This window comes from Lacticaseibacillus daqingensis (assembly GCF_003946115.1).
Lineage (GTDB): Bacteria > Bacillota > Bacilli > Lactobacillales > Lactobacillaceae > Lacticaseibacillus > Lacticaseibacillus daqingensis.
On record NZ_RHOH01000003.1, the window covers coordinates 229,442 to 242,435 of the forward strand.

The window sequence follows — 12,994 nt, forward strand, 5'->3', positions numbered from 1 at the left end:
AATCAGGACACCCTCGGTTTAATTCAGAAAGAAGGCTATTATGGAATATCTCAAACTGATCGGGATCCTCATCATCGTGATCGGCTTTGCCCTGAAGTGGGACACCACCGCCGTCGTGGTGATCGCCGCGGTGGCGACTGCGCTGTGTTCCGGCATGAGCATCCCCGAGCTTCTGACTACGCTTGGTCAGAGCTTCGTCACCAACCGCCCGGTTTCGCTGTTTTTCCTGACGTTACCGATGATCGGGCTGGTGGAAAGCCACGGGCTCAAGGAGGTCGCCGTCAACGCGATCCAAAAGCTCAAGAAGCTGACCCCCAGTCGCATCCTCAACTTGTACCTCGGGATTCGCGAACTCGGCGGGATCTTTGGTATCTCACTGTCCGGTCAGGTGCAGTTCGTGCGCCCGCTGATCACCCCGATGGTGACCGCCGCCGCCGAAGCCAAGCGCGCGCTGAGCCCCAAGGACATTGACCTGATCAAGGGGCGGGCCGCTGCCGTGGACAACTTCGGGAACTTTTTCGCCCAAAACCTGTTCGTGGCCTCCGGTGGCGTCCTGCTGATCGCGCAGACCATGGACCAGCTCAAACACCCGGTCACCCCCACTGAAGTCGTCCTGAACTCGATCCCCGTCGCCGTTGTGACGCTGGTGATCGTGGTCGTCTACAACAGCTGGTTTGACCGCCGCTTCAACGCCAAGGAGGACCGCGCATGATCGACACCTTACTGCTCGCGCTGTACGCGCTGATCGGCGCTGTCATGGCGATCGCCGGGATCGAATCCCTGCGCGACCGCACCAACCCTGCCCGCTTCGGCACCGGCCTGTTCTGGCTATTTTTGGCCGTCATCTTCGCCTTTGGCACCCTGATCCCTTACGCTGTCGTCGGGGGCATGATCGTCTTGATCGGTGTGCTGGCCCTGTTCAAACAGATCCGCCTCGGCACCCTGCCACTGGTGGACCCGAAGCGCGCCCTGGCCGGCGCCCAGCGTCTCGGCGGCTGGGTCTTCGCGCCCAGCGTGGTGCTGGCCGCCGTTTCCATCGCGATCGCACAGTTCACCAGCCTCGGCGGCCAGGTCGGCATCGGCATCGGTGCCCTTGTGTCGCTTTTGATGGCCATCGCGCTGACGAAGGCACCGGTGAAGCTCGTTTACACCGACACCCAGCGCATGGTCCGCTCGGTTGGCGCGGCAGGGATCCTGCCACAGTTGCTCGCCACGCTTGGCGCCGTCTTCACCGCGGCTGGTGTGGGTGAGCTGACCGCCAAGGTGATCGCCGGCGTCTTCCCGGCCGGGAGCCACCTCGGCGGCGTCATCCTCTACTGCGTGGCGATGGCCCTGTTCACCGCCATTATGGGGAATGCCTTTGCCGCGTTCGCCGTTATCACCGCCGCGGTCGGCATCCCGTTCGTCGTCGCGCAAGGCGGCAACCCCGCCATCGTCGCCGCGATCGGCATGACCGCCGGTTACTGCGGCACGCTGTTGACCCCGATGGCCGCGAACTTCAATACTCTGCCAGTCGCTTTGCTGGAAATGGATGACCCGATGGGCGTCATCAAGCAGCAGGCCCCGATCGCCGGGCTGATGCTTTTGGTGCAGATCGCGCTGATGTACTTCCTCGCATTTTAGTCAAAAAAGGAGCGTTCTAAATATGAAAATTCTCGTCACCGGGTTCGATCCCTTCGGCTCAGACAAGATCAACCCCGCCATCGAATCCGTCCGGCGCCTGCCGGACACCATCGCTGGTGCCACCATCATCAAGTTAGAGATCCCGACCAAGTTCGATGTCTCCGCCGCGGTAGTCAAGGAAGCCATCACCAACGAACAGCCGGATTACGTGCTAAACGTCGGCCAGGCGGGCGGCCGCTTCGGCCTGACCCCGGAGCGTGTCGCCATCAATTTTGACGACGGGCGCATCCCGGACAACGCCGGCTTCCAGCCGCTGAACCGCACCATTCACGAAGACGGCGAAACGGCCTATTTCACTCAGCTGCCGGTCAAGGCCATGACCCGTGCCATTCGTGCCATCGGCCTGCCCGCGGCCGTGTCCACCACGGCCGGCACCTATGTCTGCAACCACATCATGTACCAGGTCCAGTACCTGCGCGACAAGCAGTTCCCCGGCATCAAGGCCGGCTTCATTCACATTCCGTTCCTGCCGGAGCAAGTGACCGAACGGCCAAACACGCCGGCCTTGTCCCTCGATGACGCGGTGCGCGGCCTGACTGCCGCCATTGAAGCCATCGTGGCACAGGACGGCAAAGGCGACATTGAAACCATCGAAGGCACCATCGCCTAACGGTCCACCCAAAAGGCGGCCGCTCACGCGCATCGAATTGCGATGCGTGTGAGCGGCCGCCTTTGTTTGGGCCAAGGGTTAACCTAAGTTCGTCTTACCGCCGCGTCCAGTGCGCGATCGTGCCATTCGCCTGCGCGATCAGCACCTCATCGGTCATGCCGAGGAACAACCCGTGCTCCACGACGCCGACCGTGCTGTCCAGGTAGCTGGCCAGCCCCTGCGGGATCGGTAGCGGGGACACGGCCAGATCGATGATCAGGTTGCCGTAATGCGTCACGTAGCGCGTGCCGTCTTCTCTCAGCCGAAATTCCGGCTGCAGGCCGGCCGCCGCAAACTTGCGGAAGTTCTGCGCCGCGCTGACCGGTAGCACCTCAACAGGTAGCGGAAAATCGCCGAGGCGGTCAACGACCTTACTTTCGTCCACGATCCACACGTTGTGGTGAGCGTTGATCGCCACGTTTTTCTCCAGCGTCAGCGCCCCGCCGCCGCCCTTGATGCCATCCAGCTGGTGGTCGACGCGGTCCGCGCCGTCCACGCACAGATCCACATGGTCCACCTCAGCCAATTCGCTGACCGTGAACCCATTGGCTTCCAGCTGCTGCTTGCTGCGGTTCGAGGTGGTCACGATCGCCGTCAGGTTTAGCGCTTCCTCGCGGTTGCGCGCCCCCAGTGCATCAATGAAAAAAGCCACAGTCGAGCCGGTGCCCACGCCGAGCACTGTGTTCGGCTGCACCATTGCGGCGGCTTGGGTCGCCGCTTGTTGTTTCAGTTCATCTTGTGTCGTCATGGTGTCCTCCGTTTCTATACGTTGACTGTACCGGCCGCTGAGAGCGGTGTCAAGCGCTCGGCGCGCCAGACTGACGCCTAACGTTCCAGCACATCGGCCACGGTCGAGGCCTCGGGGTGCGCCAGCAGCATCGCCCGGCGTGTGAGTTTTTCGATGATATAGATCGCCGGCGCCTGACTCGTCAGGTTCGACCCCTCCATGTCCTGCGGCGTCACGTAATAAGGCAAATTGACCGTCGACAGGCGCGCAATGGTGGAATTGCTCGAGTTCGTGATGGAAATGACGGGCACATGATGGCGCAAAAGCTCGTTGGTGTAGCCGATCACCACCCGGTTCTCCCCCGACACCGAGCACACCACGAAAGCCATGTTGCGGTACACGGCCTCCGGGTAGTCGAGCAAGGGGCGATTCAGTGGGTCGGACACGGCCAGCGACATGTTCACCGAGTTCGAGTAGGTGATGGCCCCGAACTCCGCCACGATCCGACTCGTGCCACAGCCCAGCCAAAACACCTGCGCATGCCCCTTCAACAGCGCTGCGGCGCGGTCGAGCTCGCTTTGATACTTCGCGTCATCCGTCGCGTTGATGGAGCGCACGATTTCCCCCGCGTCAATGTCGCGCGGTAGCTGGTTGGGCGTGTGCTGACTCTCCGCGTAGATCTGCAACTTGGTTTTGAACTCCGCCCACCCACTGCACCCGAACTTCTGGCAAAAGCGCTGAATGCTGGCCGTGCTGCAGTACGTCGCCTCGGCCAGGTCGCGAATACGCATGAAGACCACCGTGTCCATGTGCTGCACGATCTCGCGGTAAATGGTCATCTCAGTTTCCGTCAGCTCCGGCGTTTGCTTCGAAAAAAGCATGGTTATCCCCTCCAAAGGATTCAATATCCCTTTCATTGTACCCGAAACGATATCACATTTCACGTTTATGTAACAGGCTGTGACAGCTCCAATGAACTCGTCCCCAATGGTCCATACCCACTGCGCACAAACGCCGGTGCAGACCCATGCAGGCGGACAGTCCCCGCACCAATCACACAAAATTGGTCCGCTTGTTCCTCGTGAAACAAGCGTGAGCAGGGCGCCGATTAGGTGATCGCACGACGCTGGCCAGATACTTATCCCATGTTTGCACAACCGATTGCGACGCCTGGCGCACGCGCCAAGCAATCACGTCTATGCTGCGGCGCTTACTTCTTTCCGCCCTTCGTCGCGCGCTGCGCTGAAACCAAAAAGGCGGCTCCCGCTAAGGGAACCGCCGAGCGCAAGCTTAGGCGTTTTGAGCCGCAGCTTCTGCGTCTTTCTTGTTTTGAACCACCGTTGCCATGACAACGAATGGTGCGTAGATGACAACCGAGAGCAGCAGGTTGACCGCTGCGATCACACCACCCTGCCAGCTGGCCGTGGAGATGATCCCCCCGATGATCGGTGGCGTTACCCAAGGCGCCATGACGGTACATGCCGGCATGAAGCCACTCGCCGTTGCGAAGTACGCGATGGTGATGGAGACCATTGGCACCAGCACGTATGGGATCAACAGGATCGGGTTCAAGACGATTGGCAGGCCAAAGGTCAATGGCTCGTTGATGTTGAACAGCCCTGGGGCAAAGGACAAACCGGCAATGGACGTGTAGGCTTTGTTCTTGCGGGCAAACAGGAAGATGGCGATGATCAAACCGATGGTCAGGCCGGTCCCACCTTGGTTGACGAAGGAATCAAACAGCGGCTTGTTGACGATGTAAGGAATCTTTTCGCCTGCCTTCAGCGCAGCGGCGTTGGCCGCGATCGCTGGGGCGTTGATGGTCTGCATGAATGGGTCGATCATGTTAGCCCCGTGCAGCCCGAAGAACCACAGGAATGGGGTGATGAACGCCAGCAGCAGCGCAGTTGGGTAGGTGTTGGCCATGCCCATGAATGGCTGTTGAACGGCGGCGTAGAAGCTCGTCACAAGGTTTTCAACGTGCGCGGCCTGGAAGAAGGTCGTGATCAACCCGAGAACGGACATCGTGATCATGCTTGGTAGCAGGGCGGCAAAGGAAGTCGCAACTGCAGGTGGGACACTGTCGGGCATCTTGATGACCAACTTGGGGTTGGAATAGAGACGCCGGAACATTTCGGTTGAAATAATGGCAACTAACAAAGCAATGAACAGACCTGAGCTATCCATGCCGGCGGCCCCGCCGACAACGAAAAAGGAACCCAGGCTGGTGACACCAGCAGCCGCAGCGCTTGTCCCGTAAGACTTCGCCAGGTTGTAGGCCACCATGAAGGCAATCAGGACACCCAGAACCGCGAACGTCCCATTCCAGAGGTTGCCCCCAAAGGTCGTCCAGATAAAGGCCCCACCCTTGATCTTCTCACTGAAGATCTTGTTCATGAGATCTTGGTAACCTGGAATTGGCAGGTTGTTGATCAACGTGGCAAACGCCCCGAGAATCATCAATGGCATCGTTGCCGCGAACGCGTCACGAATCGCGACCAGGTGCCGCTGGTTACCGATCTTAGCAGCGATCGGTAAGAAGTGCTTTTCCATGAATGCAATAAACCCTTGCATTAACTCTTCCCCCTATTTTGCGCCCCGACGCAAGCGGCTTCGGAAGCGCTTATGCTTTAATGATTCCGCTTACAGGAATAGTTATAACATCAGCCCAAAATTAAAAACATGATACTTGTGACAATTCCCTGTTACATGGGTACTAATCTGATAGATACGTACGCATCATGACAACCCGACCAAAAAACGGGGATCGTCAAAGGCCACACAGCCCTTTGACGATCCCCGCCGATTACCGCTCACCCGAGCAGCAGCATCACCCCGTTATATGCGTTGATCACGATCACCGTGAGTAGCATCAACTGAAACACCAGCGTCACCTTTTCACCCGACAGGAGATGGGAAAGGAGCGACCCAACGTAACCGCCGATAATAGCCGCGGGAATGATAAACCACAGCCTGCTCAGGTCGATTCCGATTAAGTCCCCACCCAAGACCAGGCTCGCCAGCTTAGATAACTGGGAAAAGAAAATCGTGCAAATCGAGTACACCGTGGCGTCCTTGATGGGCATCCCAAACATCAGCATCAACAGCGAGACATTGATGGGGCCGCCACCGATGCCGAGAAAACTCGCGAAAAAGCCCAGCAACAGGCCGCACAACAAGAAGTACCCGGCGTGGCGCAAACCCCAGCTCGACCACTGCAGCCGCGTGTAAGCTAAAGCAAAAATCAACGTCAGAATGGTGACCGCGATCTGAACCGCCAAAGCCGTGTGGTCAGAGGTCGCGGCCAGTAAGGCGGTCAGCGCCTCCTTCCCACCGTAGCCGCCCAGTAACGCCCCGAGGGCGATCACCGCCACCTTGCGAAAATTGAGCGCCACCCCGTGTTGCACCTGCTTGATCGTCGACACCAAAGACATCGTGAACACCGCCACCGCCGAGTAAAACGAAATGGCCGCCACGGTATCCACGCCGATCGCGTCAAACACGGGTTTAATGAGGACACCGCCGCCCATACCCGACACGGCACCCAATGAGTTGGCCACGACAATCACCGCAAAATACAGAATTCCAATCAGCACATTATTCCTCTTTTCTATCAAAAAAGCCTCGTCAGCAAATCCGCTCACGAGGCTGCCTTCAATTGAATTAAATGCTAGTCAAGCACCTTAGAGACCTGATAATCGTTGGCGTCCAGCAGCTCAACCGCCGCGTCATAGGCCAACGCTTTGCGCTTCATCACGATGGCTGCCGCCACGTTCTGGTGCGCGGCGGCCAGTAGTGCCGTAGCCGTCGGTTCATCCAACGCCAGAACTTGCATCAAAATACCCGTGGCCCGGTGAACGAGCTTCTCATTGGTTGGCTGAACGTTGATCATCAGATTCTCATAGACGTAGCCCATGCGCACCATTACCCCGGTTGAAATGGTGTTTAGGACCATTTTTTCCGCGGTCCCGGCCTTCATCCGTGTCGAGCCGGTAATGGATTCCGGCCCGACCACTGGGGCAATCGCGATCTGCGCAATGGCGGACATCTGGTTGCCTTCAGTGCACGTGACGGATACCGTCAGTGCCCCGATCTGATTCGCGTACTCAAGCCCACCGATCGCGTACGGCGTTCGGCCGCTTGCCGCGATAGCAATCACGGTATCGTTCGGTGTCAGGACCACACGGGTCAAGTCGGCAATCGCCAAGTCCTTGGAATCCTCAGCGCCTTCAACGGCCTCGTACATCGCCTTTTGACCGCCAGCGAGTAGCCCAAACGCACGCTTTGGGGAAACGCTGTACGTTGGGGTCAACTCGATAGCATCAAGCGCACCTAGGCGTCCAGACGTCCCGGCGCCCATGTAGATGATCCGGCCGCCATCCTTGAACCGGCCCGTGATGGCTTCGATGGCTTGACCGATTGCTTCCGTCTGCGTCGCCACAGCGGCCGCCACCTTGGCGTCCTCTGCATTGATCAATTGTGCGATGCCCACACCGTCTAACTCATCGATATGCATCGTATTCTGATTTCTTGATTCTGTCGTTAACTGAGTCACAACGGTCTCCTACTTTCTACCCTTTTCTACGCCTTTAACTTCGACGTGAGTTTATTCGATTCGACGATCAGATTCTGCAACTTTGGCATCTTGGCCTTCATCGTCCCGGAAAACAGGATATCTGCGACCAGCATGGAGTGCACGCGCGAGGACAAAGCGGCAAGACGGACCAGGTGCTCTGTATGGGGGATGTACAAGGCGACGTCCGTCACCCGCGCCAGCGGGGAATCCGGATCACTCAACACACTGATGACCGGTGTGTGCCGTTTTCGAGCGGCCTCCGCACCGACGATCACTTCTTTGGTTAAGCCCGAGTACGAGAAGCAGACAATTACGTCTTTGGGCGTGCTTTGCATCGAGAACTCTAGGTTCATGTGCGTATCCGTCTCGTAAAAGGTAGTCTTACCGTATCGGTTAAGCCGGTGGTACAAGTCGTACGCAACCAGGCCAGACGTCCCGACCCCGAGCAGGTAAACGCGTTGCGCGTTGGCCAACAGCTGACAGGCCTCATCAATGGCCTGAATACTTAAGGTTTCGCGAATGCCTTGCGTGGACTCGCGATATAACTGAATGACCTTATCTTCGAGCGTCTCCGCCGTATCGTCCGGGCCGATGACCAAGTCAACGGCGTGGGAGTTGTATTCCACCTGCTGCGCGAGGTACACCCGCATTTCTTCCATGCCGCTATACCCTAGCACCCGGGCAAAACGCACGATGGTGGCGGCGCTTGCCCCGACCTGCTGCTCCAGGTCATGGGTGGACAGTTCAATGAACTGCTTAGGGTCTTTAAGCATGGCGTCCGCAATTTTCTTTTGGCCCTTACTTAACGCTTGGTATTGTTGATTGATCCGATCGAATAGAATAATAATCACCTAATTCATAAATGTTGTAATCGATGCATCACTCTCGTTAGGCACCATTTGAGCGGTTATCTTGACACCAGATTGAATCAGTTCGTTGATATCGTCAACATCTTTTTGATCCAGGTACACCGAATTCTTGATCGGCTTCGCATCACCATGAGGCGCAATGTTCCCAACGTTAAAGGCCTTAAGCCCAATTCCGCCGTCGATCAACGCCTTCATATCCGCAATGTTTTTGGTGATCAAGAAAGCGTGGTCGCCCTCATACTTCCCATTCGAAATGTTCGTGATCGCGCGGTTGATCCCGAGGATCGAGAGCTTCACGCCCACTGGCTTGGCCAGCTTGAGCGCGCCGATCTGAAGTTCATCGTGGACCGCCTCATCATTGGCCACAATAATCCGATCCGCCCCGACCATCCGGGTCCACACGGTCGCAACTTGACCGTGGATCAATCGCTCATCTACACGTGCGCTTACTACTGTCATGCAATCACCTCATTAATTCCTAGCTACTTTTCTACTGTCATCAAAATCCGTGCCTTGTACCGCGTGTCATTCTTCAGCGCGGCCGTAATTGTTGCCGTCCCCGCTGCCTTAAATTCAAGCTTACCATCCTTAACCGCCACGACACTCTCATCGGAGCTCTTCCAGGTCACTGCACTTGCATCCTGAGCTGGCTTGATCGAAACATTAGGGGTAACAGAGGTGCCAACCTTATGCTTTGCAGCAGTAGTGATTTCGAAGTGGTTAATTGGCGTCTTCTCGATCAGCTTAAAGTTGCTGATCTCGATCTTGCCACCATCCTGCTTTTCACTTCCTGCGAAATTCATCACCATGTTGAGATAGTGAATGTTTTCTGCCGTGTGAATCGCATATGTGTAGTGGTGTTTCTTAGTATCCTGACGAAGAATATCTGTGACATTTGCGTAATTGCTCATATCCACTTTCTTGTCAGCATCAGATGGGAACAGGTCAAACGTAAACGGCGCTGTGTTGTCAGAGTTAGTCTGGTTGTCAAATGAAAGTTCATAGTCAGCGTTTGGCTTAACCGGAATGTTGTTAATGATCGCATGGCCGGTTTCGTCTACGGTCCCGTTATCCTGAACGCCTACGTTCTGACCCTTCGCTTGAACCAGCACGCTACCATTGGACTGCGCTTCGACAGGAAGTCCACTCAGAATGTTCGCGTCAGAGAGAACTGCCTTTGCAACGCCGGCCTTTTTGCCGAAGATTTGCCATTCCTTGATGGAGTAGCCATAGAGCTTCAGTGCATCAGTCTGATCAAGCCCATTAAGTTGCAGGCGAACGTAGGTCACGTCATCCCGATTGATGTTGACTGTATCACCCGTCTGATTTGCAGCAACCGTATCATAAGTGTTGCCGTCCTTTGAGACTTGAACGTCATAACTGGTTGCTTTGTTTGCACCCCAGATCAGCTTCATGTTTGTCAGATCGTATGGTTGATCCAACCGCATGGTAAGAGCTTCCTTCGTATCTGGCTTTGCATTGATCGCGGATTCCCAATCGGTGTCCACGCTGCCATCAACTGCCATTGCAGGCTGCATCACTTGTTGGTTGGCTTTCTCGTAAGACGAGGTCGCGGTGACATCCTGACCTAATGCAACGTTATTCGTCACGCCGGTCGGCTTCTTATCCAGCAGTTGAAGCGAGGAGTACATCATGTAGTGATCAGACAAGTCGCTATTCACAACTTCGGTCTTCTTCACCTTCATGTTCTTAGTCACGATAATGTTGTCGACGGTACAAACCTTCATCCCAGGATCTACTAACCGGAACGTGTTGTAGAACGCATCCTGACCATTAATAACTTGGTAATTGTTCTTAAACATCGCGAATTCATAAACGTTACTATCCGCGTTAAAGTCACCCAGTATTACCTTATAAGGAGTTTTGTCTGCGTTGATCCGTTCCATGATTTGGAACAGTTGACGCTTGCGCAGCTTAGTCGACTCAAAGCTTAAGTGTGTGTTGTAAATCGCAACGCGCTTATTGCCAACCTTCACAACGTTACGTTCCAAGGTCTTTGTCGCAAAGACACCTGAACTATCGATTGGCACGGCACTACCTTGCTCAAATGGGCGATTAGAGATCGTCCCAATCCCGAATTCACCGTTAGCAAAGTCGCGGCCCCGTGAAAATTCGTGGTAAGGATAATCCTTCCCCTTAAAGATGGACATCATGTCAAAGTCGTTACGATCGTTGTTAACGTCAACCTCTTGCATCCCAACAACATCGATGTTGTACTTCTTAAATTGCGCCGCCATCTTGGCACCATTTGGGTTGTCCTTACTATCAATGTTATACGTTGCAATGTTGATTGTATCATCGCTAGTCTTTTTTGCCGTGCTCGTTTGTGAGCTTGGCGTATCCAGACCTTTACCCATGAAGACGAGGACGAAGAAGCCCACGACCACACCAGCAATAATCTTAATTGCTTTTTTCAAAATACTTCCTCCACTTTCAAAGGTTCCCTATCCTTTAAATCAGGCCACCAAACCAAGCAAGGATCGGTTGAAGGTTACCCAAGAACATCCCAAGTGCAATCAGCACAAAAATCAACTTGGTCGAGTTCATCTTCTTCTTGCCTAACAGCCAGTAGGAGAAAAGAACGATCACAAGTGGTAACAGCGCTGGCAGAATCGTATTCAGCTGATCCTGCACGTTGAGTGTTACCTTCCCCATCTTGTACTTGAGGTCTAACGTGAATGCGACAACCGAAGGAATCAATGCACCGACCACTGTCAGCCCTAAGATCGAAGCTGCATTGGTCAAGGACTTCATCTGCCCAGCAAAATCGGTTGCCAAGCGGGTCCCCTGTTCATAACCAATGTTTGTGAACCAGTAACGCACCCACAGAAGCAGCAAGCCACCAATAATTGGCAAAAGCAATCCAATTGGCGAACCTGAGAGCGCCATGTATGAGGAAATCGAGAAGACGATCGTCCGGTAAATCGCCAAGAAAATGGTGTCCCCGACTCCAGCGAACGGTCCCATTAGCCCGGTCTTCAGACCAACGATGGCATTTTCATCCTGCATCCCAGTCTTCTCTTCGATCCCGATATCCGCCCCAATGATCAGGTGAGACATCGGCTGACTCGTGTTGAAATAGCCCAGGTGCGTCCGCAGTGCTTTCTTCATGTCCTCGGAGCCATTCTTGTACAGCTTCTTCAGAACAGGCATCATGACCCAAGAGTAGCCCAGCCCCTGCATTCGTTCGTAGTTCCAGCCCCATTGAAGGCCGAAGATGTTGCGCAGGTATACCTTGTTAATATCTTTTTTATCCAGCTTAGTCATCGATTTCCACCTCGTCATCATCGTCTTGATCAGAAGTATCAGTCGTCGTGCCAGCCGCTGCCGGTGCCGCTGCCTGCTTCGTGCCAAACATCATGTAGATGCCGGCCATCGCAAGCCCGATCAGCGCAACCCCAAGAATGGAGAAGGTCTTGCTGAAGTACGCCATGAAGACAAACCCGACAATAAAGAACGGCCAGTAGTTCTTGAGCGGCAGATACCGCATCAAGATGGCGATCCCCATCGCTGGCAGGATCATCCCGGCCGTCTTGAGGCCAAGCATGAACCACTGCGGGATGAAGCTGTTGATCGCATTGACCACGGACTGACCAAAGACCAGTCCGACTACCACTGGAATGACACGCGACAGGATCCACGGAATCGTGCCCCACACGTTCTGGCGTTCAACCCCGTTGGCATCACCTTGCTCGGCAAAGCGATCAGCGCGGTGCTGGAAGAACGTGTTCGTCATTCGGGCCAAAATATCCAGCTGGGTGAGCAGCAGGCCAATCGGCACGGCCAACCCGATCCCGTATTCAGCGCCCTTACCGGCAATGATGGCATAAGCCGTCCCCATGATGGAGCCGGTCAAAAAGTCTGGCACGGTGGCGCCACCATAAGTCGCAACCCCTAACGTCATCAATTGCAATGTTGCGCCAACGATAAGTCCGGTCTTAAGGTCACCCATAATCAAGCCGGTGATTGCGCCACCAAACAATGGTGAATAAGGTCCGATTTGAATTGAAATCTGGTCTAGCACCGCAATGGAAACATAAATGCTAAGTACAACAATAATTAAAACTGAGACCATGTTTACATCCTCCTTGAACAATTTGAAGTACAAGGCAAGTGTAGGCGGAAGCGTTTTACTATGCAATGATTTTTCCTTTTAAAAAACAAATAACTTAATTAAGGAAATTACGTTTCCTTCTTTTGAAATGGCCATTTATCAGTTCCAACGCGTTAATGACAGAGTCACAACCCTAACATATGCTTAACTACATGCACATTTCGAGTTTGATACCGCCCCAACATATCTTTTCACTCACGTGTCTTGCCGTCCGTGTCTTGACCAAATAGGAACTACTGGGCGTCTCGATATGAAACGGTAATTCCTTAACAAATGTAACATGTTACATATTTAGAAATTTCATTTCTTATGGTTCTAACTATTTTTAGCGACAGCGCTTTATAAAGACAGACTC

General features: G+C 54.6%; 13 protein-coding genes. 3 read left to right on the forward strand and 10 right to left on the reverse strand.

Annotated elements, in window-relative coordinates; genetic code table 11:
• Positions 1-40 precede the first annotated feature (40 nt).
• Genes EKM88_RS05890 through pcp form a run of 3 tightly spaced genes read left to right on the forward strand, consistent with a single transcriptional unit; the run spans position 41 to position 2,293 of the window.
• Entirely contained in the window at positions 41-712 is a 672-nt protein-coding gene (locus tag EKM88_RS05890; protein ID WP_125704145.1) for a 5-oxoproline transporter, DUF969 family subunit, read from the forward strand.
• Positions 709-1,623: a DUF979 domain-containing protein gene (locus tag EKM88_RS05895; protein WP_125704147.1), complete on the forward strand. Its 915-nt coding sequence runs from the start codon at positions 709-711 to the stop codon at positions 1,621-1,623. The genes EKM88_RS05890 and EKM88_RS05895 overlap by 4 nt, the downstream gene beginning before the upstream one ends.
• Positions 1,624-1,645: 22 nt before the next feature.
• Positions 1,646-2,293: a pyroglutamyl-peptidase I gene (pcp, locus tag EKM88_RS05900; protein WP_125704149.1), complete on the forward strand. Its 648-nt coding sequence runs from the start codon at positions 1,646-1,648 to the stop codon at positions 2,291-2,293.
• A gap of 94 nt (positions 2,294-2,387) precedes the next feature.
• On the opposite strand, the gene rpiA is transcribed toward pcp, so the two are convergent.
• From rpiA to EKM88_RS05950, 10 genes are all read right to left on the reverse strand, one after another.
• On the reverse strand, positions 2,388-3,080 hold the full coding sequence (gene rpiA, locus EKM88_RS05905; RefSeq protein ID WP_125704151.1) for a ribose-5-phosphate isomerase RpiA: 693 nt from the start codon (positions 3,078-3,080) through the stop codon (positions 2,388-2,390).
• A 77-nt stretch (positions 3,081-3,157) separates the two neighbouring features.
• On the reverse strand, positions 3,158-3,940 hold the full coding sequence (locus tag EKM88_RS05910) for a MurR/RpiR family transcriptional regulator (RefSeq protein ID WP_164512018.1): 783 nt from the start codon (positions 3,938-3,940) through the stop codon (positions 3,158-3,160).
• 409 nt (positions 3,941-4,349) lie between these two features.
• Positions 4,350-5,633, reverse strand: a complete 1,284-nt coding sequence (locus EKM88_RS05915; protein ID WP_125704155.1) for a PTS sugar transporter subunit IIC — start codon at positions 5,631-5,633, stop codon at positions 4,350-4,352.
• 239 nt (positions 5,634-5,872) lie between these two features.
• A complete protein-coding gene (locus EKM88_RS05920) occupies positions 5,873-6,652 on the reverse strand; it encodes a sulfite exporter TauE/SafE family protein (protein WP_125704258.1) in 780 nt (259 codons plus the stop codon).
• A gap of 77 nt (positions 6,653-6,729) precedes the next feature.
• Complete coding sequence (gene murQ / locus EKM88_RS05925; RefSeq protein WP_225418443.1) at positions 6,730-7,614, reverse strand: N-acetylmuramic acid 6-phosphate etherase; 885 nt, start codon at positions 7,612-7,614, stop codon at positions 6,730-6,732.
• 26 nt (positions 7,615-7,640) lie between these two features.
• Positions 7,641-8,486: a MurR/RpiR family transcriptional regulator gene (locus EKM88_RS05930; RefSeq protein WP_125704161.1), complete on the reverse strand. Its 846-nt coding sequence runs from the start codon at positions 8,484-8,486 to the stop codon at positions 7,641-7,643.
• Positions 8,487-8,963: a PTS system mannose/fructose/N-acetylgalactosamine-transporter subunit IIB gene (locus tag EKM88_RS05935; RefSeq protein ID WP_125704163.1), complete on the reverse strand. Its 477-nt coding sequence runs from the start codon at positions 8,961-8,963 to the stop codon at positions 8,487-8,489.
• 23 nt (positions 8,964-8,986) lie between these two features.
• Positions 8,987-10,942, reverse strand: a complete 1,956-nt coding sequence (locus tag EKM88_RS05940; RefSeq protein WP_125704165.1) for an endonuclease/exonuclease/phosphatase family protein — start codon at positions 10,940-10,942, stop codon at positions 8,987-8,989.
• Between the two features lie 34 nt (positions 10,943-10,976).
• On the reverse strand, positions 10,977-11,792 hold the full coding sequence (locus EKM88_RS05945; RefSeq protein ID WP_125704167.1) for a PTS system mannose/fructose/sorbose family transporter subunit IID: 816 nt from the start codon (positions 11,790-11,792) through the stop codon (positions 10,977-10,979).
• Complete coding sequence (locus EKM88_RS05950; protein ID WP_125704169.1) at positions 11,785-12,600, reverse strand: PTS mannose/fructose/sorbose/N-acetylgalactosamine transporter subunit IIC; 816 nt, start codon at positions 12,598-12,600, stop codon at positions 11,785-11,787. Before EKM88_RS05950 ends, EKM88_RS05945 begins: the two co-directional genes overlap by 8 nt.
• Between the last annotated feature and the right edge of the window lie 394 nt (positions 12,601-12,994).

Bases quoted from the DNA above. Each gene is read 5' to 3' on its own strand.
- EKM88_RS05890 (WP_125704145.1), top strand. From the start codon at position 41: ATGGAATATCTCAAACTGATCGGGATCCTCATCATCGTGATCGGCTTT.
- EKM88_RS05895 (WP_125704147.1), top strand. From the start codon at position 709: ATGATCGACACCTTACTGCTCGCGCTGTACGCGCTGATCGGCGCTGTC.
- pcp (WP_125704149.1), top strand. From the start codon at position 1,646: ATGAAAATTCTCGTCACCGGGTTCGATCCCTTCGGCTCAGACAAGATC.
- rpiA (WP_125704151.1), bottom strand. From the start codon at position 3,080: ATGACGACACAAGATGAACTGAAACAACAAGCGGCGACCCAAGCCGCC.
- EKM88_RS05910 (WP_164512018.1), bottom strand. From the start codon at position 3,940: ATGCTTTTTTCGAAGCAAACGCCGGAGCTGACGGAAACTGAGATGACC.
- EKM88_RS05915 (WP_125704155.1), bottom strand. From the start codon at position 5,633: ATGCAAGGGTTTATTGCATTCATGGAAAAGCACTTCTTACCGATCGCT.
- EKM88_RS05935 (WP_125704163.1), bottom strand. From the start codon at position 8,963: ATGACAGTAGTAAGCGCACGTGTAGATGAGCGATTGATCCACGGTCAA.
- EKM88_RS05945 (WP_125704167.1), bottom strand. From the start codon at position 11,792: ATGACTAAGCTGGATAAAAAAGATATTAACAAGGTATACCTGCGCAAC.
- EKM88_RS05950 (WP_125704169.1), bottom strand. From the start codon at position 12,600: ATGGTCTCAGTTTTAATTATTGTTGTACTTAGCATTTATGTTTCCATT.